Here is a 24,350-nt window from a genome sequence, read left to right as displayed (position 1 = left end):
CACATAAGCATTTCGCGTTCTTTTATAGTAAGATGTATATAGCTCATAACGGATTACCTCGATTAGTTTGATTTGGTCATTAAACTAATTCTACCCGTTATGGGTTATTTTTTTAATTTATGTTGCACTTGAATTGTAAATTCTCAGGCAAAAGAAAAGCAGCAGCCTTGGGGGAGAACTGCTGCATTATTTGTTATGAATAACCTTGGGGGAGATCTCGCAACTAATATTTTTCGGTTACTATTGGGAGGAGTAATTGAAAAATAATCGGTTTGAGCTGTAATGAAGTCTTCCTTCATTACGCTTATTATGATAACCAGAGAATGTGAAGAAAATATGACCAAAAAGGAAAGACTTTAGTTATTCTCTTCCAATTGATGATCGGATTCAGCTCCAGCGGCTTTTTGGAATTTTCTATACACAAAAGAAGGGAAAGTTCGTATAATAGTTTCCGACTGACAACTTTTAGATGGAGTGGAGAATTATGAAGAAAGACATCGATGTTGATCCAGCAATCGATGAAAAAATCAAACAGCTGTCTCAGGCACATCACATGCGGATTCCGTGGCACGACTTTATGACTGCCGATAACGTGACGACAGCCCGGCGAGCTAGCCTGGGTGAACGGGCCTTGATTGTGGGCCGTATCGGCCTGATGCTTCTCGCTTGTGGAACCGGGGCTTGGCGGGTTCGTGATTCGATGAACGTCGTTGCCCGAAAGTTGGGGATGACCTGCTCGGCCGATATCGGTTTAACTTCGCTCGAATATACTTGTATGGATGATAACCATAGCTATACGCAATCCTTATCGCTGCCTGGCACCAGCGTCAACACAACCCGGTTGACTGAACTGGAAAAATTTATTCGGCTTTTCGACAAACGGGGAGAGAAGATGACGATTGGGGAAATCCATAAGAAATTAACCCATATTGCTAACACCCGTGGCCTGTATTCGCCGATTAAAGTGGGCTTGGCAGCTGCTTTAGCCTGTGCCGCCTTTATCTTTTTGCTGGGCGGTGGCCCGGTGGAAATGGTGTGCTGCTTTGTTGGGGCCTTCTTCGGCAATTTTGTCCGGCGCGAATTAATCGACCGTCACATCACCTTGCTGGCTTGCATTGCGGTGGCTATTGCTGTGGCAGGGGTGGCCTATAGTGCTAGTTTGGCCTTGCTGCGACTGACCCTTCACGTCAATGCGATGCACGAGGCGGGCTACATCGGTGCAATGCTCTTTATTATTCCAGGTTTTCCGTTTATTACCAGCGGCCTAGACATGTCTAAATTGGATATGAAATCTGGTTTGGAAAGGTTGGCTTATTCCCTGCTAGTAATTGTGGTGGCAACGATGGCAGGCTGGTTTGTTGCGATGTGCCTCCATTTGAACCCGCGCAACTTTGAAGCACTGGGCTTAACCCCATTAGTCCTGTGCCTCTTGCGGGTGGTAATGAGCTTTTGCGGAGTTTTCGGTTTCTCGATGATGTTTAACTCCACGCTGAAATTAGCCACGATTGCCGGTTTGATCGGGGCGGTGGCCAATACTCTCCGTCTCGAATTGGTGGATTTAGTGCATATGCCTAGTGGAGCGGCTGCTTTTATCGGTGCCCTTGTAGCCGGATTGCTGGCATCGCTTGTTCGCACGAAGGTTGGGTATCCGCGGATTGCTTTAACGGTCCCGTCAATCGTGATCATGGTTCCCGGGCTTTACATGTACCGGGCAATGTATAACATGGGATTAACTTCTGTCTCGATCGGTGCTTATTGGACCGTTCAGGCGATGTTGATCGTCTTTGCTTTACCGCTGGGCCTGATTACTGCCCGGATTCTGACGGACGACAAATGGCGCCATAATGGTTAAATTGGCAAGGATAAATGAATTGACGAAAGGGGAGCTTCGATGGCAAAGCAAGCCCATTTAAAGTTGGTGACCGGCGCATTACTGATGTCAAATGTGATGGCCGGTCTGGATGGGACAATTGTAAACACGGCGATGCCGGCGATCACTAGTGACCTCCATGGTTTGTCTTATATTGGGTGGATTGTGGCCACCTTTCTGTTGGGAATGTCGGTTTCTTCCTCCTTGTGGAGTAAATTCGGCGAACACGTGGGTAATAAAACAGCATTTTTGCTAGCGACGTCGCTTTTCTTGATCGGCACGGTTGCCCAGGGAATTGCTACGAATATTCAATTCTTTATCATCGGTCGAACGATCATGGGGATCGGTGCCGGTGGGGTCAACATCATTCCGATGATTGTCTATGGCTTTTTGTATGATGATTTGAAAAAACGGGCTCAGGTGATTGGGCTGGCGAGTGCTTTCTTTAACACGGCCTCAATTATTGGCCCCCTGGTTGGTGGCTGGATTGTCGACTTCTTTGGCTGGCGCTGGATCTTTTTCATCAACGTCCCGATTGCCCTGGTGACGGTGACGATCGTCGGAATCTTCTTCAAACCCGCTCACCGACTGGCAGCCGGCAAAAAAGTGGACATCCCAGGAGCAGTTGCTATGATCGTGGGTCTGTCCCTGATCCTGACGGGAATTGAAATGATCGGCACGATTCCTAATTGGGAAGTAGCCATTGTATTGATTGGCGGGGCAGTTGCGATGCTCATCATGTTTCGGCTGGAGAGTCGTTCGGAAGATGCGATCGTACCGACGCGCTTCTTTACCAACCAGCAGCTTTTGCTGGACTTTCTCTTCTTTATGATTATGTGGGGCGCCTTTATCGCCTTTCTGACTTACGTCCCGATGTGGGCCCAGGGGATTCTCGGTCTGAGTGCCTTTCTGGGTGGGGTGACCCAGATCCCAGGTGCCATCACCAATTTTCTTGGATCCGAACTCGTGGCGGTCATTAATTACCGGCCACATAAGTACTGGCTGATCTGTGCCGGCATTTCGAGTTTGGCTATTGCCTTCTTGCTGATTATTCTTGTTGGGAAGGCAATTCCGTTTTGGCTCTTGCTAGTTGCGGGCGCCTTCCAGGGCTTCGGTGTCGGCTTAAATTTCAACGTCCTGCAAATGAGCGTGCAGACCGACGTACCGCTTAATGATATGCCCGCTGCAACTTCAGTGGCTTATTTACTGCGAATTCTCAGCCAAACGATGATGTCGGCGGTTTACGGGGTAGTGTTGAACAATACGATTGTTGAGCACCTTCGCCACCATCATGGCATCACAATGACGATGATGAACCAGCTGACCAACGCGGCGACGGCGAATAAGCTGCCAACTGACTTGCTGCCGGTGATGCGGCAGATTCTTTATGATGCCTACCACAATATTATGTACGTCGGCCTAGGCTTAACTTTACTCGCACTGCTATTGGCTCTAGTTGTTGCCATACGTCACAGTTGGCCCCACTTAGGGGAAAGCACCGATTAAATTTCCCGGGAAATATCGGCAAATAGGTGGGAATTACTGCTCCATATTCATCAGCTAGCGGAAGCGTGATCATTGTTGGCCACGCTTTTTTAAATTTGCTTAAGCTTGTCCCACATTTGTTAATTTCATGGTACGATTAAATTAGTGGCAAATGACGCAATGGCAAAGGAGTTGGCAATGTCTAATAAGAAGTTCTTTAGTCGTAAAATGGCATCCGGCGTTGCCGCCAACATTGGGGCTGATCTGCGCGACCTGACCCGTTGCGGTGATCATTCTTCCCGCCAGGCAGCCATCACTTCGGTGGCAATTCAGCTGTCAGGCTTTAAGGACTCACTAGCTGATCCCCAGGCCCGGGATTTGCTGATTCAACAGGTGCGTGAGGAAGATGATCACGATTACCAGCAGCCAGCTAACGTGAATTTTGATGTTCCTGTGCAGGAGCAAAAAATTGATGGTGGTCAGCTGTTCATTCTTAACCGGCGCAGTGATGATCAGCCGGTGATCATCTACCTGATGGGCGGTGCTTACCTCCAGCGGGCGGATCGCGACCACTGGCGCTACCTCAACCGCTTAGCCTTGCAGACTGATTGCTGTATCTATGTACCGCTTTATCCGCTCGTGCCGGTTAACCAGTTTAACCAGGTTTATCAGTACCTGTTACAGTTTTACGAAACGATGTATGGCCAGTTTGAGGCGAGCCGGATCACTTTGATGGGTGATTCGGCTGGCGGCGGTTTGGCCACGGGCTTCTGTGAATACCTTGGTCAGCGGGGCCTGCCCCAGCCGGGACATCTCATCCTCTTTTCACCTTGGTTAGACCTCGAATTAAAAAATCCTTTGATTGATGAATACCAAAAGGATGACGTCACTTTAGACGCAACTGGGCTGCGGGAAGTTGGTCGCTTGTGGGCTGGTGAAACGTCGCCAGCTGATTATCGACTCAGTCCTATCAACGGCGATATTCGGATGCTACGGGATGTCACTATTTTTGTCGGTACCCGGGAAATTATGTATCCCGATGCCAACGACTTCGTGGAAAAGTTGAAGGACGCGCAGGTACCGGTGAATTACCAGGTAAGCCGGGGTATGTTTCATATTTACCCCCTGTATCCGATCCCAGAAGCTAAAGAAGCGATGAGGATTGTTGATCAGTGCGTGCATGAACAGAAATCATAATGAAAAGGAGCGCTTAATGATGACAAAGGTTGCGGTAATTTTTGCGGATGGTTGCGAAGAAGTTGAAGCCCTGAGCCAAGTTGATATTTTTCGGCGCTTAGGCGTTGAGACCGCGATGGTTGGGCTTGACTCGCTGGACGTGGTGAGTGCCCACCAGGTCGCTCTCAAAATGGATCAGGTAGCTGATGATTCTCTCCTGGACTACGATGCAGTGATTTTCCCTGGCGGAATGGGTGGTGCCAAACGTCTCAAGGAAAGCAAAAAGATGAAAGACATCATGCTGAAGCGGCAGCAGGCAGGCAAATGGGATTGTGCCATGTGTGCTGCGCCGACGGCTTTGGCAGCCTATGGCGTCCTTGATGATGCTGACTACACCGTTTACCCTGGAATGGATAAGCAGACCCAGGCGGATGCCAAGAATGGTCGCTTCCACGAAGACATCACGGTAGTTGACAAGGACAAGCACGTCATCACTAGTCGGGGACCGGCAACGGCATGGGCCTTTGGCTACAAGATTGCTGAAACTCTGGGCCTGGATACCGCAGAGCTGAAGCAGGGGATGCTTTACGATTACTTAAAGGACAACATTCAATTCTCATAATGAATGCTTGAATCTAAAGAAAACCGCTGGCAATGAGCATTACTGCTCTTGCTAGCGGTTTTCTTGTTTTTGAAGAAGCTGAATTCCCTGTCGGGTCTGTTCAATGCTCAGCTGCCCAGGAGCTGATGACTGTTGGACCGTCGCAAAGGTGATCGCCGATCCAAAGATGGCGCCGGCAATACGGGTAATGGTGCCTAGCGGGCCCATCGCCATGGTGACGATTGGTTGCTCAAAGTGTTCTTTAGCCCAGTTGCTGACCGCCAGTAAGCGCAAAACGTCAGCACTGTTATGGGGCATCGTTGCCAGTTTGAGAATATCGGCGCCTTGCTGAGCCATTTGGCCGAGAAGCTTTTTCAGGCCATCAGTGCCCGGAGTGTTGTGGAAATAGTGGGCGCTGAAGATTAGCGGAGCCTTTTTCGCATTTTGCTGGAGATCGACTTGACGCTTGACTTCCCGATCGAATATGTCGGCACAGTGGTTAGCAATTAAAAGTTGTAGCAGTCGTTGGTAATACTGGTCATCGCCCACGAACTGGCCCCCTTCTTGCTTCGTTCGAATTGTGGCAATGAGCGGGATCTGCTGGCAGCGACGGTGAAGGCTTTGTCCTGTTTTGATGAGTGTATCGTCGCTGAGGTCTTGAAGGTAGTCGACTCGCCATTCGATTAGGTCAGGTTGCTTGTTGAGGGCCGCATCGAGCTGGGCTGTCAACTGGGGAAGGGCTCGGCCGGTCAATGGCACTGCAATCTTAGGTAGTCCGGCTCCTAACTGTAGTTGTTTAATCTGCAAGGGCATTATCAGTCACCTCTTTCAAAAATTTCTTGCCGGATGATGTCAACTGGCATTTGCTGTCCCGTCCACTCTTGAAATGCGGCAGCTCCTTGGTAGAGCAGCATTCCCAAGCCATTGTAGCTGTGCTGAACTCCGGTCTGACGTGCTAGGCGTAGGAGCTTTGTTTGCCGCGGCTCATAAACCGTATCGTAGACAACCAGATCAGGGCGAAGCATGCTAGGATCGGTGATCGGACTGAGGTCTTTCCACTTGCCCATCCCCAGGGTGGTAGCATCGATCAAAATTGCGGAGGACGCTAAGCACTTGCGCAGGATTTGCTGGTCTTCGAGGGCGTGAAGGTGGGCAGTTGCCGCTGTTTTTTGATTGATGAGCTGGACTAAACTTTGTGCTTTTTGCCAGTGAGGCCCGTGACGGTTAAAGAGGTGCAATTCTTTGGCCCCGTCGAGGGCCGTCTGGATGGCAATGGGCGTGGCCGCACCACCGGCACCGATTATGGTAATCGTCTGGCCAGTCACGGAATGGCCGTGGGCAGCGAGGTCGTTGGTGACACCACGACCGTCTGTCGTGTCACCAGTCAGCTGACCATGATCATTGATGATTGTGTTGACAGCTCCTGATAAACGAGCGATGGGCGTTAACTTGTCCAGAAGGGGAAGGACTGCTTCCTTGTTGGGCATGGAAAGGTTAGCTCCGCGCATCTTGAGTGTCTTCATGGCTTGAATAGCCGCGGGCAAGCCTTGACGGTTAACGTCAAAGGCGAGGTAAGCGTAATTGAGGTGCAGGCGGGCGCAAGCCAGATTGTGCATTGCAGGGGATAGGGAATGACTGATTGGACTAGCAAAAATGCCGAGTAAGCGGGTTTGCCCATCGATTTGGGGAACCATCATGTCGTTTTGGGGGCTCATCCAATCTCACTTCCCATCATTGTTATCGAACTGCAGCCAAGTTTCTAATTGTGTGACATCAACCGGGTAGAATGCCGGCTGGCCGATTTGTTTCAGGTAGACGAAAGTTAGGCGTCCTTTTCGGACCTTTTTGTCATGCCGCATCGCCGCAAACATCGCCGGTGTGCCGAGAAGCGAATCAGTCAGCGGCAAGCCCACTGCCTGCAAGGCCCGGCCAACTTGATCGCTGGTGCCTGGCGCAGTCAGGCCGAGTCGTTCAAATTGTCGGCAAATCTGGAAGGTGCCGACCGCTACTGCTTCTCCATGGAAAAGCCGACCGTGCGCTGCTAGTTCAATCCCGTGGCCGATAGTATGGCCAAAATTCAGCAGGCGCCGGAGATTGCCTTCACGTTCGTCCTGGGAAACGACATCTGCTTTGAAGCGGATACTGTGGAGGATCAGTTCATTAGCATGAGCGGGGATATCGGCGGGATTCTGCACTTGTTGGACGAGGTTCCAGAATATGCCGCCCTTCATTGCAGCACACTTGACTACTTCGCCGTAGCCTTCAACAGTGACCCGCGACGGGAGTGTGGTGAGGGTATCGGGATCGATCACCACGAGGTCGGGTTGGTAAAAGGTGCCGACCAGATTTTTCCCGCTGGGGATGTCGATTGCCGTTTTGCCGCCGACGGAACTGTCCACCTGGGCCAAGAGCGAGGTTGGAATTTGAATCAGACTGATTCCCCTAAGCCAGAGGGATGCGGTTAACCCTGCCAGGTCGCCGATAACCCCACCACCGAGAGCAATGATTCCGTCAGTCCGGCTGAGCTGATTAGCGGCGCAGGCCGTGATGGTCTGTTGGAGGACTTGCCAGGATTTGCTGCTTTCACCAGCTGGAACCGTCAGACTGGCCGCACTAAAACCGGCACTTTGGATCTGTTCTGTTACGCCGCGCAGGTAGTGGGGAGCGACGTTCGTGTCGGTAATGATGAGCACCTTGCGTTTGGACCATACTTGGCTGATAATTCGGCCGAGTTGTTGGAGCAGGCCGTTGGCGATGAGGATGTCGTATTCTTTGGACTTGGTCGTCACGTGAATTGTTTCCATTAGGCATCCACCTCCTCAAAATTGTTCATCAAGTTATGCATTGCCAGGCTCTTTTTGGCCAATTGTTGGAACATTGCCGGTGTTAAAGCCTGGGGACCGTCAGAGAGCGCCTGTTCGGGATGGTCATGAATTTCAACGATCAACCCATCCGCCCCAGCAGCTATTCCGGCTAAACCGACGGGACCGACCAGGCTGCGATCACCGGTTGCGTGGCTCGGGTCGGCAATGATCGGGAAGGGAGTCAACTGACGCAGGACAGCGATGGCCCCCGCGTCGAAAGTGTTACGGGTGTGGGTATTGTCGAAGGTCCGAATTCCACGTTCGACCAGCATGATTTGGTGATTGCCTTCTGCAGCAATGTATTCAGCGGCGTTTAACCAGTCATCCACGGTGGCACTCATTCCGCGCTTCAGGGCGACGGGAATATTGGTTTTGCCCACGGCTTTCAGCAGGGAGAAGTTTTGCATGTTGCGGGAACCGATTTGAATGATATCAGTGTATTGTGCGACCATGGGAACGTGTTCGTCATCCATCACTTCAGTAATGACGTCCATTCCCTGTTCGTCCGCGGCTTCGCGGAGAAATTTCAGGCCGGCTTCCCCGAGCCCCTGGAAGGAGTATGGTGATGTCCGTGGCTTAAAAGCACCACCACGGAGAACGGTAGCCCCGCCTTGCTTGGCAACGGCAGCCATTTTTCTGACGTGTTCTTCGCTTTCAACACTGCATGGCCCCGCCATGATGGCCAAGCTGCCATCACCGATGGTTGTGTGGGGGAGGCGAATAACTTCATTTTCGGGGTGCAGGAGGCGAGAACTTTGGATAGCTGCGGGAACGTCAGTGATGATCTCCAGGGCGTTTTGCCGAATTGCAGCCGGCAATTGGTCGATGCTGATGCCGGCAATTGAAATCCGGTTGCGGTGGGTGAAGACGTCGCGATGGTGACCGAAAATGGCGGTCAATTTGTTAATATCGGTGGCAGCGGTGGATTCTGGTAAAACAATAATCATGTGCATTTCCTCCATTCAATCTCAACATCTGGCAAAAAGAAAAAGGCTTCGCGGCGATGCGAAACCCTGGAATCCTTGAATGAGATTCGTGAGATGAAGGGAGCCGCAACGCTTCTTCTTCGTTGCGGCTCAATTTCCATGATGAAAATCGGTTATTGGTCGCAACTTGTGCGGGATGTAATGCCCGCGCAAGTTGCACAAGCATTATCTGGACCGATAACCGTTATAAAACGCGTTCAATTGATTGACTCGCCATTCCATCATGAGAAACTCCTTTGCTTTATTAAAGTTTAATTAGATTTCAATTTAGTTAACATTATATTAGGCATTGCTCTGTCTATCAACCGCTTTTTTAATATTTCCTGAAAAGATGTGCTTTGCATCTGTGTTGCACGCATTTTGATTAGCATATACAATGGTCTAGTAAATATAGAAAGACATAACTAGGAAGGATGTTGTCAGGAATGGCAAAACGAATTGCAGAATGTACGACTTTTCTTGCCGGAAAAGATGCCACAATTGATGGTTCCACGATGGCAGGCCGCAATGTGGATACCTTTGGTCCACTGGACCCGCAGAAAGTAAAGGTCTACCCAAGTTATCATAATCGTGATCATAGTGTTCATTCCTACCTTAACAAGTTCGTTGGTCAGTGCCCTCGTGACGGTTACCGTTACCAAGGGGTGCCCAACATTGATAATAACCTGCATAAGGAAGGGGTTTTCGACGAGAGCGGCTTTAACGAAAAGGGTGTTGGTATGAGTGCAACCGAAAGTGTCTATGCCAACGAACGCGTTTTAGCTTATGATCCGTTGAACACCGAGAGTGGGGTCAACGAAGACGTTATCGTTGCGATGACTCTGCCGTTTTGTGACAGTGCCCGTGACGCAGTGAAGCGTCTGGGTGAAGTGATTGCTCAGTATGGCTCTGCTGAAGGCAACGGGGTTATTTTCAACGACGAAAATGACATTTGGTACATGGAAATCGTTACGGGCCATCACTGGGTTGCCCAACGGATTCCGGACGATGCTTATGCTGTGACCGGGAACCGGGTAGCTATTCAGCAAGTTGATTTTAATGACAATGATAACTTTATGTGGTCTGACGGAATTCAGGAATTTGTAGCTGACAACCACTTGAATCCCGACAAAGAGGGCTGGGATTTCCGGCACATTTTCGGGACAGCCACGAGTTTCGACCAGCATTACAACACTCCGCGGCAATGGTATGGTCATCGTTTGATGAACCCGTCGATCGACTACGATCCGCGGGACTACGATCTGCCGTTTATTAGCCGGACGAACCATAAGATCAGTCTGGGCGATATCGAATACTTCCTGGGGAGTCACTACCAGAACACGCCTTATGATCCGCTGGGCAACGGCACGCCAGCACAAAAGGTCGAATTCCGGCCGATTGGTTTGAGCCGAACCCAAAACTCACACATTTTGCAAGTGCGGCCCGACCTGCCAGCTAATGCTAACCACATCATGTGGCTTTGCCTGGGGGTCCCGACCTTTGCTCCCTTTGTTCCGTTCTTCAGTGAAGCTACTACCATCAGCCCGAGTTACGCGATCACTCCGTCTAAGCTCAACATGGGCAATCTGCGGAGTGCCTACTGGATGCAACGTCTGCTGTCACTGACGGTGGAAAGCCACTACGCAAAATTCCTTCACGAAGACCGGGCCTTTTTGAAGGACATGCGGGAAGAACTTTACCGTTGGGTAAATGAAACTGCGGCGGCCGCTGCTAACAAGAAGGGCGAGGAAAACGAACGCTTCTTGAGTGACCAGAGTGCCGAGATGAATTTGCGGGTTGGTAAGAAGACTAAGCGGCTCATCAGTAAGCTGCTGATGGACAGCATGGGGATGTCAAAGCTTACTTTTACGATGGATAAGAACCTCTAATAGTCGCGGCAGTTATGTGAATTAATAAAACCGACCAGTTACTTGCAAAAGTGGCTGGTCGGTTTGTTTTGTTATGGCTATTGTTGTTCGCCGGCCCGCTGGTTAATCACGCTGACAATCGCCAGCATGGTCGAAATCAGCGAACTCTTTCGCCGGTAGACGATGTAGCGTGGTTGCCAGCTTGTCGCGTATTTGGCTTTGTAATGGCGGAGCCCCCGGAAACCATACAATTGATAGCCGTATTCGTAGATAAAATGAGCTACTTTTTCTTCAAAGAAGCTGAAGGGCGATTCACCGACGTTAGCTAAAGGTGCCATCCCGAGGTCAAAGAATTGGTAGCCATGAGCTTGACCGTACTGGAACATGCTGACGAAGATTTTGTCCATGATTCCCGACGGGGCTGCCTGACTGTGGCGCATCAAATCGATGGTGAGGATCTTATGACCGCCAGTTAGCATCAGGGAGGCGAAAGCTACTAGTTGCCCTTCGCGGTTGCGCACTAGGGCGACGGGAGCTTGGTTGAGGTAGGCGGAGGAAAAGAAGCCCAGGGAAAATCCTTTCTCGACGGCTTGACCTAGCCAATCATCTGAGACAGCCTTCATCTGGTTCATCAGTTCATGGTCAAAGGGTGGCTGAACGATGCTGAATTGGTAGCCTTCCCGGTTAAACTTATGCATCAGCGCCCGTTGTGATCGCTGCCGCTTACCGGCGAGGGTAAAGTCAGCCAGCTTTACTAAACCGTCTTCCCCCGTCTTCAAGAAATCAAAGCCAAATTCGTGTAGTAGCATGGTTGTCGGTGCACCGACTTCATAAAAGACAAGTTGGTAACCGTAGCGGTCCGCTTCCTCCATCAGTTGCCGAAGAGCCGGGCGTAGGTAGTGTTGATTACCGACTGGTTCGCCCATGATGATTAATTTGTCATATTTAGGACGGAACATAAAGAAGAGTTGGTCGTGGCCGTCAATTTGGTAGTAATAGATTTGTTTATCATTGAGAAAGGCCAGGTGGCTGGTTTCGTTACCACCAAATTCGTCAATGATGGCTCGCAGGCGGTTGGTGTCGACAGAATCAAAACCGGCGAAGGGATCGATGGCGCTGGTGAAGTAACGCATGATGACAAACATTACCAGTAGGCCGAGCAACAGGCCGATGAGTCCCGATAGCCAGATTTTTTCCCCAGGAAAAACGAGGAAGGCGGGAATATGATGGGTGGCCAGATACTGGGAACGGTTAATGATGCCAATGATGGTATAGACGATTAACGAGCCCAGAAAAATAGTGCTGTCGATAATGATTTTGCCAATGCCGTAAACAAACTTTTCCCGGTAGAGGGTTTTGCGGCTAAACAGGACCATTAATAGAACCACGGTAAGGTAGATGGTCAGTCCCCACGTTCCGAGGTTCCATAAGGTGTTGATGATACCGACTAAAAGGAGCGCCAGCGTTGGCCAGTATGCCTTTTTTAACCGGGATTCGATCCCGCGAGCACAGCTCAGGAGGGCGATGGCAAACAAAACCGTGGTCAGCTGGTGTAAAAAGAAGAAAGTGAAAGGGTAAAAGTGCATTAAAAACTTGTTGCTAGCTGTGAGGTCGGGAAGGGAAGCAGACAAGAGTATCAAAATGCCGGAAGCATACATAAAGGCTGTCAACAGGCCGTGGGAGAGTTGGTGAATTCCTTGCCGCGGCAAATCATTAAAATGGCGGTTAATCCGATTGCCCAACTCGGTTAAGGCCAGGATGCCGCCGATAATGACCGGAACGATGTAGTAAAAGACCCGGAACAGCAGCAACCAGACGACAGCGGTAGAACGGGGAACACCGAGTAGGGATAACTCCATCAACATGATAAAATCAAAGGACCCTAATGCCCCTGGGACCATCGATACCACCCCGATGATTTCGGCAATGATGTACATCGGCAGCACGGCAACAAAGTTGGTCTGAACCCGCATCAAGACACCGATCAGGATGAAGAAAAGGGCGACAAAAAACCATTCGAGCGTCGAACTAGCGACGATGCCGAGTTCGAGTTTGAGCGTCAGATCATGAAACAATTTCGAGTCGTGAAACTGGGTAATGGCAAAGATCAGCGGAAAGTAGCAGCCACCGCCGATCAGCCAGATACTGTAACGGGTGAGATGATTTCCGCTGTGGAAAATGAAAATGAGAGCTAGGGCTAGCCAGCAGAGAACGGATAAGCCGGATAACAAGAAGATGGTAATTTTCGAGATCGCCAGGAGAATTTGAGTTTTGGATGACTTTTTACCATAAAAATAGGCCCGTAAAGTGGCCCCCAACAGACCACCAAAACCAGCGATGTTGGTAAGGGTGTTAGTGATCCAGCCGCTACGGAGTATGTAGGCTGGTGAGTAGGTCTTTTGCTGGCGAAGCAGGTGAACGAGGGCAAAGTCATAACCCAGCATCGGGGTTACGGCCAGGCATCCCAGGACCAACATGATCGCGACGCTCAACGGGGAGAGACTAGCTAAGCCGTGACCGACCTGCTGCCAATTAACGGTTTTAAAAAAATTGCCAAGGGCAAAGATAACAAAAAGGACAACCGAGATCATAAAGATGGTTTGGATAATCCTTTCGTTTTGTTGCCACCAACGGCGAATGCCTTGCACTTTCACCTTTCCTGCCTCCTGCTTCAAATTAATTTACAGCTATTATATAATATGTCAGATTCTTACTCACAAAAAATCAAAAAGCTGTTGACGAATCTGCATTTCTTCCGTATAATTTTAAATGTTGTCAATGGTCCGTTGGTCTAGTTGGTTTAGGACGCATCCCTGTCACGGATGAGATCACGCGTTCGAGTCGCGTACGGACCGTCTTATTATTAAACCGTCGTGGGTTTCCGCGACGGTTTTCTTGCGTCAAAGGGGTATTAGCTATGGAAAATACTTGGATTTATCGTGGCGACGAGCCAATTAAAATTAAGAAATATTTGCAGAGCCTGGGGATGGGTCACCGTTTATTTAACGATATCAAACACGGCGATGGTCAGTTTTTGGTTGATCATCGCCCAGTTCGGCCGACAACGAAAATTCTGCCAAATCAGCCACTAACCATTAAGGTGCAGGCTGAAGCCGCCGATCCAGAAGTCGTCAGCAGCGATCAGGAGTTGAAGCTTGCTTTCGAGGATGCCAATTGGCTAGTAGTCAACAAACCAGCAGGGTTAGCTTCGATTCCCGGCCCGACCACCGGGAATGATACCATCCTCAACCGGGTAAAGGGGTACTTGGAGCGGCAACACTCGGATGACTTGCGCCCCCACTTGATTACGCGACTTGATCAAGGAACTTCAGGCTTATTGCTGGTCGCAAAGAACCATGTTGCCCAGAGCATGATCAGTCCACAAGTACAGGGACACTGCCTGGGTAAGCAATACTTGGCGCTGGTTCAGGGGCGGATTGAACTCGACGGCGGAACGATTGATCAGCCAATTACCCGGGTGACCGGTCAGGCTCGACGGGTGGTTAGCGCCGATGGTCAGCCCGCCCAAACGGAATACCAGGTGCTTCGTCGTGGGGAAGACTGGACACTGGTCCGGGCTGTTTTAAAGACGGGGCGGACTCACCAAATTCGGGTACATTTTGCGAGTCTTGGGCATCCCCTACTGGGTGATCAGCTCTATGGCGGTTCACAGAACTTGATTGAACGGCAGGCTCTGCATGCCAGTCGTCTTTCGTTCACCGATCCGTTTACGCAGAAGAACGTTTCGCTGACTGCTGATTTGCCGGCGGATATGGAAAAAATTATTGCTTAGTTGGCGATCGGCTCGGTTGAAGTTTCGATTTTGTGCTAGGCTAGAAGTTGTGAAGATTTACCGAAGGGAGACGTTATTGTGAGTGCAGAAGGATTAAGTTTTGCTGATTTAAGTGAAGAGGCACAAAAGACAGCGTTAGATTCATTTGCTGACTTTTATGTTGCTGGGTTCAAGGCCGATGACCTAGAAATCATTAACATGAATGCTAATGACGAAGATATGGCCATGATCAATCACTTAATTGGTGAGAACAAATTCATGACCAATGACAACTTAAAAGAGGTGAGCCTTGCTCGGACCAAGCAAAATTACCTTAACGTCATTAAGAGCTTGGACATGACCTACACCCAGGATGGTCAGCCGAGTGAGAGTTGGGTGAAATGGACTCGTGAACATCGGAAAAGTGAACCATCAGAAGATTAAACTATACCAAGTGAAAAACAGCTGCCTACAGGGGTGGCTTTTTTTATTTCCCGGGTAATTCATTCTTGCTCAGCTTGTCGCTACCATTCAATTCTCCATTGTGATAAACTAAAAATAAGTTTGATCCGTATGAAAAATGTGACTCAGCTACCAGTTGGGCACAAAATCTGAATAATCCGCTGACGATCCTGATGTAAGGGCATCGTTCGCGTTTTTCAGCATACAAATAAAAAATAAAGGAAAGGTATTATGCGCAAGCTCAAAATCCATAATAACGAAGTGGCCTTTTTTGCCATGGGCGGCCTTGGCGAAATCGGCAAGAACATGTATTGTGTGCAGTTCCAGGATGAAATCATTATTATCGACTGTGGGGTTCTCTTCCCGGAAGACGAATTGCTCGGGGTTGATTATGTTATTCAAAACTACGATTACCTTGTTGAAAATAAGGATAAGATCAAGGGAATCTTCATCACTCACGGCCATGAAGACCACATCGGCGGTTTACCGTTTTTCCTGCAAAAGGTCAACGTGCCGATTTACGCCGGTCCTTTTGCGATGTCGCTTATCCGTGGCAAGCTGGACGAAAAGCATTTGCTGAAGTCTGCTGAGCTGCACGAAATTAACGAATTTGATGAAGTTCACTTTAAGAAGATGTGGGTCAGCTTCTTCCGGACGACTCACTCGATTCCAGACACCCTGGGAGTTGCTGTTCATACGCCACAGGGGACGATTGTTCAGACGGGGGACTTCAAGTTCGACCTGACTCCGGTAGGCCACCTGCCAGCACCAAACTTCCAACAGATGGCAAAACTAGGCGGCGACGGGGTGCTCCTGTTAACTTCTGATAGTACTAACGCTGAACGGCCGCAGTTTACGAAATCGGAACGCTGGGTTGATATCCATATCCGGCGGATCTTTGAACGAATTAAAGGGCGGATTATCTTCGCTTCCTTTGCCTCAAACGTCTACCGGCTCCGGGAGGCGAGCGATGCTGCTATTAAGCAGGGACGCAAGATTGCTGTCTTTGGCCGCAGTATGGAAAACGCCATCTCAGCAGGTCAAGAACTCGGTTATCTCAATATTCCGGATGATTATCTGATTGATCCGAATGATATCAATTCCTATCCGCCTGAAAAAGTTCTGATCATGTGTACGGGTTCCCAGGGTGAACCGATGGCTGCCCTGAGCCGCATTGCCAATGGAACGCACCGGCAAATCACGATCCAGCCGGGCGACACAGTAGTCTTCTCCTCCAACCCAATCCCAGGCAACACCACTAGCGTCAACGCCCTGATCAATAAGTTGGAAGAAGAGGGCGCCAACGTCATTCACGGTTATGTCAACAATATCCACACTTCCGGGCACGGTGGCCAGATTGATGAAGAGCTGATGATTCGTTTGATGAAGCCGAAGTTCTTTGCCCCGGTTCATGGTGAGTACCGGATGCAGAAAATCCATACCCACTTGGCCGAAGAAGCTGGGGTGCCGCTCGATCACAGTTTTATTCTGGCTAATGGTGATGTCCTAGCCCTTACCAAGGATTCATGTCGGGTGGCGGATCACATTGAAACTGCCGGAGATGTCTACATCGATGGTCGTGATGTGGGTGATTCCGTTGGCAATCCAGAAATTCGCGAACGGCGGCTGCTGTCCGAAGAAGGGGTTGTGACCGCGGTGGCAGTTGTGGATTTGAAAGACTACCAAATCGTGGCGGGACCTGATATCGTTTCACGGGGGTTCGTTTACATGCACGAGTCCCAAGAGCTGATCAAGGCAGCTAACCATGAAGTCTTTTGGGCAATTTTGAATACCTTCAAAAATCACCAGCACGTTGATGCCCGGGTAATTAATCGGACGATTGTCACCAGGCTTCAAAAACTGCTCTTTGAACGGACCGGTCGTCGCCCTGTGATTATCCCAATGGTCACGATTTTAAATGCTGACAGCAAGGAAGCTCGCCAAAACAACCGTTATGTCGGTCACAAGAATCACCACAATAAGAGGAACCACCAGAATAATCGGTCAACAAATCATCGCCAACAAGGTCACAAGCAAAAGCGACACGAGACCGAAAAAAAGCAAAACCAAAAAGCCGCGACAACTACTGAATAATGATAAGAATGCTGGCAAGAACTGTGAATCTTGCCGGCATTTTTTAGCTAAGCTTGGCGAGAATAGCACGATAGTGCTGTGATATAATCAGATTAAATAATTGGATTTTAAAGTATCGAAAATAATACTAATAACACCGCTTCACCATGAGGACACTGAGTAATTTCGTATAGAGTAACCTTGAGTTTGTGCTGAGATAACGACACGAGTTGCGGTCAGGTTAAAAATAGCTGACGGAAACCAAGCCAGTATACTTTAGAATACGAAAACTAGGTGGTAGTCCTATGAAACTGCTAGGCTAGGGACGAGCCTTGGTTAATAGTCGTAACCTCTGTTCGAACGTTTGCTAAGAACTAGTAAAGCAAGTATGCGATGTTCCCAGAATCTCTCACTTCAAGCGTTAAACCGTAGGTTTAGCTAAGTGGGAGTAGTTCAAAATGGAACTAAAAGGAGGAGATTGGGATGACTAAGGCAGACGAACAATTCGTTGAATTAGCTAGTGGCAAAGTCAGCTTAGCCCAATTAGAGGCGCTGACAAGCGTCTTGCCATTGGAACTGGACCTAATTGATGCTGACGATAATTTTAGCTGGTATAACCAGACAATCGACCGGGGATCGACGGCGGGATTAAAAAAGCAGCTCGGTCAGTCTGTAGTGAAACGCTTCCCTGATGCCGCCAAATGGATGCCAGGAATGCTCTACGCTTTCCGCAAGGGTAAACGTAATACGGCTGAAGTTGCTAGCAATGTTGACGGTCAACGGGTGGTGACTACTTATGCAGCTTTGCATGACCACCAGGGTCACTATCTGGGCACGTTGGTAATCAGTGAAAATGTCGAACACATTGCTGATTTGCTGAGTCAGCACCGGTTTAAGGACAGCACAGTTCCAGATGCGGTGACCGGGGCCTCCTCTTACGAAAGCAAAGAATACCAGCAATTTATCGACCACTTCCTCCAATGATCCCTAATTTAGCCCAACACACGGTTTCCTTGACGGGTCATGCCTTGGGAACCCGCATCGTCCTGACCGCATTTGGGACCACGGACCGGGCGCTTCTGCAGCGGACGCTACAACTCATTGATCATTATGAGGATCTCTTAACCGTCAACCGTAATCATTCGATGGTTATGTCCGTCAACCAGGCTGCTGGCAACCATCCGGTACAGCTGACGCCGATGGTGTATACGTTAGTCAAAAGGGCAGTGGAAGTCAGCCGGCAGCGTTTTGGCTTTAATGCTTTGATTGGTCCCCTGGTCAAGGCGTGGCGGATTGGTTTTAAGGGCGCCCATGTACCCACTGATGAACAAATTGCGGCTAAGTTAAGGCTCACTGATCCCGATGAAGTTGAATTGAATGATCAAGATCAGACTGTTTACTTACGGCAAACGGGAATGGAGATTGACCTGGGTGGAATTGCCAAGGGTTATATTGCTGATCGGATTCGTGATTACTGGCGATCTGCCGGCCTTCAAAGCGGAATCATTAACCTGGGTGGCAACCTGCTCTTTGTCGGCCCCTCACCGCGTCGGCAAGATGGTCACTGGGTCATCGGTATTCAGGATCCCCGTAAAGTGCGGGGACGGGACCTTCAGCAGGTTGTGATGCCTGAGTGTTCGGCCGTTACGTCTGGCACCTATGAGCGGGTGCTAGTCCAAAACGGTCATCGCTACCACCACTTACTTGATCCCCAGACGGGGCGTCCTCGGCGAACGAGCCTAAGCTCCGTGACGGTTTTTGCTCGTGATTCGATCACAGCCGAAATTGAGACCAAACGGCTCTTTTTTGCGGGCCAGCCACTTGTCGGGTGGGGCCAGCGGCGGCCTGACATCTATGGTGCCTTTTTTATTGACGAGAATGACCAAACAAAGCTGGTCCGCTTACCCACTAACCGAGACTAAAAATATAAACCGCGCCGTGACCATTGAATGGTTTGCGGCGTTTTGCTATCATCAACATAGGTTTTGAAGAAGTGGAAGGAAGTTTGGCATGACAGGCAGAGATTATCTCAGAATTTGGTATGTTGCCCAGATGGGAGCTACCGTGCTCTTTATGGTTGCAATTTTAGCGCGAGAAATTATGTTGCAACGGCCGATCCGGTGGCTGATGGCAGCTTTGTTAGTAGCAGTGCTGGTTGGCTTTTTAATCGAACTAGTGCAGAAAAAAGCGCCGGGATGGGTGAGCGCCATCAATGACTGGCTACAAGCGATCTGCCAACCACTAGCGCTTATCATGGTGTGGGGGATTGTTTCCCGGGAAATAATTCAACTGCTCTACCTGCCGGCACGGGGAATTTTGAGTTTGACGGTTCTCTATTATTTCGTGATGTTTGCTCCCTTTGCCGGGGTGGTGGGGGCCCGTTTTGGCAACGTGATTGCGCGGCTCATCCTACTTTTTTACTGGGCTATTTTGGTGGTTCAATTTATGAATGTAGCCTACCCGACTTCCTTGCCGGCCCCACATTTTTTAAAGTTGGGGATGACGACTGGTTTTTTTGGCACGATTGCTTACCTGGTGATGGTGACGACTTTAATGCGGGTCTGGCAGCTTTCCTGGCCAGGTTTGACACCGCATTGGCATCCGGATATCAGCGCCTGGGTCATTATCTTCTTAATCGTGGTTGATCTGATCTACACGTTTTTGAACGCTAACTTTGTTACAGCTAGCTGGCATACTCCGGATTTAGCGATGACAATGCATGCCTTGACCGCTGGTATCGGTGAAGAGACTATTTTTCGCTTTGGAGTTCTTGGCGTGCTCCTGTACGCTTTGCAGAATCTGAAGGCTAAGGTGCCGGTAGCGATGATCATCAGTGCGGCTCTTTTTGCACTGGCACACTTGATGAATTTGGCAGGCCAGAATCTTCCGATCACTTTGCTGCAAATGCTGAGTGCTTTGGGAACGGGACTCTTCTTTGCCTGTGTCTATCTCTACACCGGCCAGTTATGGTTGACCATGTTGATGCATTTCTTGATCGACTGGACGGGTGCGGCAGTTGATGGCACGTTGGTGATGACCGGCAAACCGAGCGCAGGTGACTGGTTTTTCGTGGCGATTCAAGTTTTGATTGATGTGGTCATCTTCGTTTGGATGTTGTACGGCAAACGCCGCCACGCGCTCGAACGTCATTCGGGACGTTTCGTCGGTGACAAGCAACGCTTTGATTACCGTTTGCCAAATTCGAATTTTCACTAAATAACTGCAAAATAAAAACGTGATCGCCATTGATCACGTTTTTGTTTTGTAATGATGATTTGATTACATGTGCATGCCCATCTTGGTGTAAGATTGCATTCCACCAAGCCACAACTTGTCCATTGGAACGCCGCGTTCTTCGCTGAAGGCTTTCATCAACGTGTGGTGGTCCATCAGTTTGTACTGCTTGTCTGGGTCTTTTGGATCTAAAATTTGCAACTGAGCCATCATCCCGCCATCTTCGTGTTCAAGGATGTGGCAGTGGTACATATAAACTCCGGGCAGGTTGTAGAGAACCCGGATGATAACGTGTTCCCCCGGATTAACAGCGACGACATCTTTCGGCCCGCATTCGTTGGGATAAGGTGCTTTGCCGTTGCGTGATATGATCTGAAAGGCCGGACCGTGCATATGGAAGGGATGAATCATACCGTAACCAGCAGTGTTGTTGTTGACGACTTCCCAGAGCTGGGCCGTTCCGAGGGTGGCTTTAAAGTCGATCCGCTGCATGTCGAATTTCTTGCCATCCATCATCACGTATTCGTCCATCCCATCCATCACGCACTTGTGAACGGGCAGCCCTGGAGTGATTTGATAGGGTTTCATGGGGGTCAGAGTGGCAGGCAGCTTTGTTGCGTCTTTTTCAAATTTGTGAATGCGGAACTTTACCAGTGGTGTGTCGTCGCTCATTAAAGTCACAACATCACCGGGCTGGCAGTCACCAAAATCGACGATGAATTGTTGCCGTTCGGCGCAGGTGATCATTACCTTGGTCATTGCCACGGGATGTTCTAAAGTGCCGCAGTCGCTTGCAATCTGGGTTAGGATTCGATCATCATCAAAATGAAGGCGAAATTCGCGGCGGTTGGCTCCATCCAAGACTCGTAACCGTACACGTTGGGTGGTGACATCAAAATAAGGGTTGACGGTTCCGTTGACTAGCGGCACAGTGCCGGTTACGCCGTCGGGATCATAGTCTTTGCGGTAGTCCCACTGGTTATTTTCGTGAAAATTGCGATCTTGAAGGATTAACGGAATATCGTCAACCCCGTACTTGCGCGGAAATGGCAGTTTACTCTCGACATCATCCGTAATCAGGGCTCCGCAAGCTAAGCCACGGAAAACTTGGTGGGCTGTTTCTGGACACGGATGGGCGTGCAACCAGCACATGGAGGCTGGTTGAATAATCTTAAATTGAATGTCCTTTTCCTCGCCTGGGTAAACAGGGGCGTGGCAACCGCCATCTTCGTATGGCCCGGGAATGTTAAGGCCGTGCCAGTGGAAGGTTGTCATTTCAGGCAAGTGGTTGATAAGACGCAGATGGATCGTTTTTCCTTTTGGAAAGACGGGGATCTTACCTAGAACACTGTCATTATAGCCCCAGGTCTTTGTCTTAGCGCCTGGTAGCATTTGAGTTTCACCTGCCTGAGCGATGATGGTATACCACACACCATTAGCGGTTTCTTTGTCAGGTTTTAGCAGTGCCGGAACACGGAGCGGTGATTCCGGGATGTCCGGTACTTTCAACTCTTTGTATGCGCCGTCTTGCACATCAAAGGCGTCATGATCGGGAAAATAATCTTGATAAATCTTTGCCATAATTCAACCTCCATTTCTCATTCACCATTATCATACTACGCTTAGCGGCTCCAAAAGACTGAATTTAATAATAACTAAAAATAATTTAGGACTACCTGAAATTAATATTTACATCGCAAAGAAATGTAGTAAGATGATAATGAAAGCATTAAGATTAGTCGCTGACTGGTCAATATGAGAGGAGAAAATTTATGTTTCAAATTAAGCCGAAACACTTCCAACGGATTTTGGTTGGGGTAGACGATGCTCCGGATGCGCGGGCAGCGTTCTCTTATGCTGTCGACAAAGCCAAGCGTGATGGCTCGGAGCTCGGAATCGTTTCCGTTTCCGAAACTAACCACACCAACGTTTACCAAATTCTGGACAAGGATTACGTTCACAGCACTGCTGAGGACTTGCGGAAACGGATTAACCAATACGTTCAAGCTGCGATCGATTATGGTGTTCCAGCAAAAAAGATTACGGCGATCGTTGACGAAGGCGAACGGCCGGCTGAACGAATCTGCAATCACGTTATTCCTGAATTTCGGCCTGACCTGTTGATCATCGGTTCGATTGGCAAATGGGGGAACCGGAAAGCTGTTGGTTCCCAGGCTGCCTACATGACTCGTCATGCTGGAACGTCGGTCTTCGTCATTCGGACTGTTGAGGAAGAAGACAGCGATAAATAATTATTGCCAATCCTAAAGCAAGGATGCTGATTAATATAAAAAGCGATGGTCGCGAAAGGCCATCGCTTTTTATGTAGAATAACAATTTATATTCTTTCTAAACTGAGAACCGATTAACTTATTTTTTTGCTGATTTCCTTTTCAGATTATGTTATAATGATTCTAAATTATGCAGGAGGCGTATTTAGGATGGTGAAGAAAAAAATGTCCCTGGCCCAAAAAGTAAACGTCCTCCGGGCCAGTGTGATGGGCGCTAACGACGGTATTTTGTCGGTTGCCGGGATTGTTGTTGGGGTCGCTGCGGCGCACACGAGCGCCTACTCAATTCTCATTTCTGGTTTATCCGGAACTTTGGCCGGGACGATTTCAATGTGTATGGGTGAATACGTTTCGGTCAGTACGGAAAAGGATTCACAAAAAATGGCGATCATCGCTGAACGTGAACATCTGGAGGACAGTCGGGACCTCGTTCACAAAGATTTAAAGGAACGCTATTTAGCGCAGGACATTGCGCCGGAATTAGCAGAACAAGCCGCTACGGAATTGCTGGATCATAACGCCCTCAATAACGTGGTCCAAGAAAAATACGGCTTTAATCCTGAAGAATTCACCAGTCCCTATGCGGCGGCGATCGCTTCCTTCATTTCCTTTCCGACCGGCTCCATTCTGCCAATGCTGGCCGTGACGATGACACCGGCACATATTCGAATTGCGGCGACAATGATTGCCGTTGTGATTGCATTGTGTATTACTGGCTACTTGGCGGCTGTCCTGGGCGGGTCTAACCGTTGGAAGTCAGTAGTGCGTAACGCTATTTCAGGAATGCTGACGATGGGTGTGACCTTTTTAATCGGTCAGCTCTTTGCACAGCGATAAGGGGGCAAGAGAATGGATCAGATTAAAACACCAAAAAAGCGTTCTAAACCGACAATGGCTGAACGACTGAATACGTTACGGGCTGGGGTCCTGGGCTCTAATGACGGGATTTTAACCGTCGTTGGGGTGCTAGTTTCCGTTGCGGCTGCAACCAGCAATGAATTCACGATTTTTATTGCTGGTCTCTCGGATTTACTGGCCTGCGCCTTTTCGATGGCCAGTGGGGAGTACGCTTCTGTCAGTACCCAGAAGGATACGGAATGGGCGGCCGTTCAAAAAGAGGAACGGCTATTAAAAGAGGATTTTGATGGTGAGTGTCAGGCGGTTACTGACTACTATGTCCAGAAGGGCTTGACCGAAACTACTGCCAACAAGATTGCCAAGGACTTGTTGCAAAAGGAGCCACTCAAAACGGTTGTTCGCGTCAAGTATGGTATCCAGTTGGGACACTACATGAATCCATGGAACGCCGCTTTTGCTTCCCTTATTTCGGCATCTGCCGGCGGGATTTTCCCTTTGTTTGCGATGACCTTTACCCCGACGCCTTATAAATGGCACGTCACCATCCTAACTGTTGCGCTTGCCAGTGCTTTGACGGGTTACATCAGTTCCAAGCTCGGAAACGGGCTGACAAAAGTTGCTGTCATTCGGAGTATCGTCATTGGCTTGATTACGATTAGTATTCACTATGGTGTGGGGCAATTATTCTGAGAAAAGACTGTGGACTAGCCAACAGGAAAAAGCAATATATTACGACTTAAAGAGCCTCAAACATTCAGAAAATTCCGAATGCTTGAGGCTCTTTGGACTTTAGGAGTTTAAAAACAAAGTTGTAACCAGCTTTTAACCTCT

Annotated in this window: 20 protein-coding genes and 1 tRNA gene; 15 read left to right on the top strand and 6 right to left on the bottom strand. The window is 49.2% G+C overall.

Going from position 1 to position 24,350, the window contains the following annotated elements:
• Positions 1-484: 484 nt before the first annotated feature.
• The 4 genes from QOR82_RS02640 to QOR82_RS02625 all read left to right on the top strand — a co-directional run bounded on the left by QOR82_RS02640 (position 485) and on the right by QOR82_RS02625 (position 5,153).
• Positions 485-1,852 (top strand): threonine/serine exporter family protein, encoded by a 1,368-nt coding sequence (locus QOR82_RS02640; protein ID WP_283583216.1) that lies wholly within the window; start codon positions 485-487, stop codon positions 1,850-1,852.
• Positions 1,853-1,891: 39 nt separating this feature from the next.
• Positions 1,892-3,376: an MFS transporter gene (locus tag QOR82_RS02635; protein WP_283583215.1), complete on the top strand. Its 1,485-nt coding sequence runs from the start codon at positions 1,892-1,894 to the stop codon at positions 3,374-3,376.
• 177 nt (positions 3,377-3,553) lie between these two features.
• Positions 3,554-4,552, top strand: a complete 999-nt coding sequence (locus QOR82_RS02630) for an alpha/beta hydrolase fold domain-containing protein (protein WP_283583214.1) — start codon at positions 3,554-3,556, stop codon at positions 4,550-4,552.
• Between the two features lie 19 nt (positions 4,553-4,571).
• Positions 4,572-5,153: a DJ-1 family glyoxalase III gene (locus QOR82_RS02625; RefSeq protein WP_283583220.1), complete on the top strand. Its 582-nt coding sequence runs from the start codon at positions 4,572-4,574 to the stop codon at positions 5,151-5,153.
• A 51-nt stretch (positions 5,154-5,204) separates the two neighbouring features.
• On the opposite strand, the gene aroD is transcribed toward QOR82_RS02625, so the two are convergent.
• Genes aroD through aroF form a run of 4 tightly spaced genes read right to left on the bottom strand, consistent with a single transcriptional unit; the run spans position 5,205 to position 8,943 of the window.
• Positions 5,205-5,945 (bottom strand): type I 3-dehydroquinate dehydratase, encoded by a 741-nt coding sequence (aroD, locus tag QOR82_RS02620; protein ID WP_283583213.1) that lies wholly within the window; start codon positions 5,943-5,945, stop codon positions 5,205-5,207.
• A gap of 2 nt (positions 5,946-5,947) precedes the next feature.
• Positions 5,948-6,826 (bottom strand): shikimate dehydrogenase, encoded by an 879-nt coding sequence (aroE, locus tag QOR82_RS02615; RefSeq protein ID WP_283583219.1) that lies wholly within the window; start codon positions 6,824-6,826, stop codon positions 5,948-5,950.
• Between the two features lie 27 nt (positions 6,827-6,853).
• The gene (gene aroB, locus QOR82_RS02610) at positions 6,854-7,936 is read right to left on the bottom strand and encodes a 3-dehydroquinate synthase (protein WP_283583212.1); all 1,083 of its coding nucleotides are present in this window, start codon (positions 7,934-7,936) and stop codon (positions 6,854-6,856) included.
• Positions 7,936-8,943 (bottom strand): 3-deoxy-7-phosphoheptulonate synthase, encoded by a 1,008-nt coding sequence (gene aroF / locus QOR82_RS02605; protein WP_283583211.1) that lies wholly within the window; start codon positions 8,941-8,943, stop codon positions 7,936-7,938. Before aroF ends, aroB begins: the two co-directional genes overlap by 1 nt.
• A gap of 464 nt (positions 8,944-9,407) precedes the next feature.
• On the opposite strand from aroF, the gene QOR82_RS02600 reads away from it, so the two are divergent.
• The gene (locus QOR82_RS02600; RefSeq protein ID WP_283583210.1) at positions 9,408-10,850 is read left to right on the top strand and encodes a C69 family dipeptidase; all 1,443 of its coding nucleotides are present in this window, start codon (positions 9,408-9,410) and stop codon (positions 10,848-10,850) included.
• 77 nt (positions 10,851-10,927) lie between these two features.
• Here QOR82_RS02600 and mprF read toward each other — a convergent pair whose 3' ends face one another.
• Positions 10,928-13,477, bottom strand: a complete 2,550-nt coding sequence (gene mprF, locus QOR82_RS02595) for a bifunctional lysylphosphatidylglycerol flippase/synthetase MprF (RefSeq protein ID WP_283583218.1) — start codon at positions 13,475-13,477, stop codon at positions 10,928-10,930.
• A gap of 132 nt (positions 13,478-13,609) precedes the next feature.
• On the opposite strand from mprF, the gene QOR82_RS02590 reads away from it, so the two are divergent.
• The 7 genes from QOR82_RS02590 to QOR82_RS02560 all read left to right on the top strand — a co-directional run bounded on the left by QOR82_RS02590 (position 13,610) and on the right by QOR82_RS02560 (position 20,352).
• Positions 13,610-13,684 (top strand) — tRNA-Asp (locus tag QOR82_RS02590).
• Positions 13,685-13,746: 62 nt separating this feature from the next.
• Positions 13,747-14,622, top strand: coding sequence for an RluA family pseudouridine synthase (locus QOR82_RS02585; RefSeq protein WP_283583209.1), 876 nt, complete (start codon positions 13,747-13,749; stop codon positions 14,620-14,622).
• 78 nt (positions 14,623-14,700) lie between these two features.
• Positions 14,701-15,045, top strand: coding sequence for a hypothetical protein (locus QOR82_RS02580; RefSeq protein ID WP_283583208.1), 345 nt, complete (start codon positions 14,701-14,703; stop codon positions 15,043-15,045).
• Positions 15,046-15,294: 249 nt separating this feature from the next.
• The gene (gene rnjA, locus QOR82_RS02575; RefSeq protein WP_283583207.1) at positions 15,295-17,157 is read left to right on the top strand and encodes a ribonuclease J1; all 1,863 of its coding nucleotides are present in this window, start codon (positions 15,295-15,297) and stop codon (positions 17,155-17,157) included.
• 462 nt (positions 17,158-17,619) lie between these two features.
• Positions 17,620-18,120, top strand: a complete 501-nt coding sequence (locus QOR82_RS02570; protein ID WP_283583206.1) for a PAS domain-containing protein — start codon at positions 17,620-17,622, stop codon at positions 18,118-18,120.
• On the top strand, positions 18,117-19,058 hold the full coding sequence (locus tag QOR82_RS02565) for an FAD:protein FMN transferase (protein WP_283583205.1): 942 nt from the start codon (positions 18,117-18,119) through the stop codon (positions 19,056-19,058). Before QOR82_RS02570 ends, QOR82_RS02565 begins: the two co-directional genes overlap by 4 nt.
• 88 nt (positions 19,059-19,146) lie before the next feature.
• A complete protein-coding gene (locus QOR82_RS02560; protein WP_283583204.1) occupies positions 19,147-20,352 on the top strand; it encodes a CPBP family intramembrane glutamic endopeptidase in 1,206 nt (401 codons plus the stop codon).
• A gap of 63 nt (positions 20,353-20,415) precedes the next feature.
• On the opposite strand, the gene QOR82_RS02555 is transcribed toward QOR82_RS02560, so the two are convergent.
• Positions 20,416-21,951 (bottom strand): multicopper oxidase family protein, encoded by a 1,536-nt coding sequence (locus QOR82_RS02555; RefSeq protein ID WP_283583203.1) that lies wholly within the window; start codon positions 21,949-21,951, stop codon positions 20,416-20,418.
• Between the two features lie 191 nt (positions 21,952-22,142).
• Here QOR82_RS02555 and QOR82_RS02550 point away from each other — a divergent pair, with 191 nt between their 5' ends.
• The 3 genes from QOR82_RS02550 to QOR82_RS02540 all read left to right on the top strand — a co-directional run bounded on the left by QOR82_RS02550 (position 22,143) and on the right by QOR82_RS02540 (position 24,209).
• Positions 22,143-22,622: a universal stress protein gene (locus QOR82_RS02550; protein WP_283583202.1), complete on the top strand. Its 480-nt coding sequence runs from the start codon at positions 22,143-22,145 to the stop codon at positions 22,620-22,622.
• Between the two features lie 189 nt (positions 22,623-22,811).
• Positions 22,812-23,498: a VIT1/CCC1 transporter family protein gene (locus QOR82_RS02545; protein WP_283583201.1), complete on the top strand. Its 687-nt coding sequence runs from the start codon at positions 22,812-22,814 to the stop codon at positions 23,496-23,498.
• Between the two features lie 12 nt (positions 23,499-23,510).
• Positions 23,511-24,209 (top strand): VIT1/CCC1 transporter family protein, encoded by a 699-nt coding sequence (locus QOR82_RS02540; RefSeq protein WP_283583200.1) that lies wholly within the window; start codon positions 23,511-23,513, stop codon positions 24,207-24,209.
• The last annotated feature ends 141 nt before the right edge of the window (positions 24,210-24,350 follow it).

Origin of the sequence: Limosilactobacillus difficilis (assembly GCF_947387495.1) — a bacterium.
In the GTDB taxonomy this organism is placed as follows: Bacteria; Bacillota; Bacilli; order Lactobacillales; family Lactobacillaceae; genus Limosilactobacillus; species Limosilactobacillus difficilis.
This window is presented reverse-complemented; position numbering and strand designations above follow the sequence as displayed.

Bases quoted from the DNA above. Each gene is read 5' to 3' on its own strand.
- QOR82_RS02640 (WP_283583216.1), top strand. From the start codon at position 485: ATGAAGAAAGACATCGATGTTGATCCAGCAATCGATGAAAAAATCAAA.
- QOR82_RS02635 (WP_283583215.1), top strand. From the start codon at position 1,892: ATGGCAAAGCAAGCCCATTTAAAGTTGGTGACCGGCGCATTACTGATG.
- QOR82_RS02630 (WP_283583214.1), top strand. From the start codon at position 3,554: ATGTCTAATAAGAAGTTCTTTAGTCGTAAAATGGCATCCGGCGTTGCC.
- QOR82_RS02625 (WP_283583220.1), top strand. From the start codon at position 4,572: ATGACAAAGGTTGCGGTAATTTTTGCGGATGGTTGCGAAGAAGTTGAA.
- aroD (WP_283583213.1), bottom strand. From the start codon at position 5,945: ATGCCCTTGCAGATTAAACAACTACAGTTAGGAGCCGGACTACCTAAG.
- aroE (WP_283583219.1), bottom strand. From the start codon at position 6,826: ATGGTTCCCCAAATCGATGGGCAAACCCGCTTACTCGGCATTTTTGCT.
- aroB (WP_283583212.1), bottom strand. From the start codon at position 7,936: ATGGAAACAATTCACGTGACGACCAAGTCCAAAGAATACGACATCCTC.
- aroF (WP_283583211.1), bottom strand. From the start codon at position 8,943: ATGATTATTGTTTTACCAGAATCCACCGCTGCCACCGATATTAACAAA.
- QOR82_RS02600 (WP_283583210.1), top strand. From the start codon at position 9,408: ATGGCAAAACGAATTGCAGAATGTACGACTTTTCTTGCCGGAAAAGAT.
- QOR82_RS02585 (WP_283583209.1), top strand. From the start codon at position 13,747: ATGGAAAATACTTGGATTTATCGTGGCGACGAGCCAATTAAAATTAAG.
- rnjA (WP_283583207.1), top strand. From the start codon at position 15,295: ATGCGCAAGCTCAAAATCCATAATAACGAAGTGGCCTTTTTTGCCATG.
- QOR82_RS02570 (WP_283583206.1), top strand. From the start codon at position 17,620: ATGACTAAGGCAGACGAACAATTCGTTGAATTAGCTAGTGGCAAAGTC.
- QOR82_RS02565 (WP_283583205.1), top strand. From the start codon at position 18,117: ATGATCCCTAATTTAGCCCAACACACGGTTTCCTTGACGGGTCATGCC.
- QOR82_RS02560 (WP_283583204.1), top strand. From the start codon at position 19,147: ATGACAGGCAGAGATTATCTCAGAATTTGGTATGTTGCCCAGATGGGA.
- QOR82_RS02555 (WP_283583203.1), bottom strand. From the start codon at position 21,951: ATGGCAAAGATTTATCAAGATTATTTTCCCGATCATGACGCCTTTGAT.
- QOR82_RS02550 (WP_283583202.1), top strand. From the start codon at position 22,143: ATGTTTCAAATTAAGCCGAAACACTTCCAACGGATTTTGGTTGGGGTA.
- QOR82_RS02545 (WP_283583201.1), top strand. From the start codon at position 22,812: ATGGTGAAGAAAAAAATGTCCCTGGCCCAAAAAGTAAACGTCCTCCGG.
- QOR82_RS02540 (WP_283583200.1), top strand. From the start codon at position 23,511: ATGGATCAGATTAAAACACCAAAAAAGCGTTCTAAACCGACAATGGCT.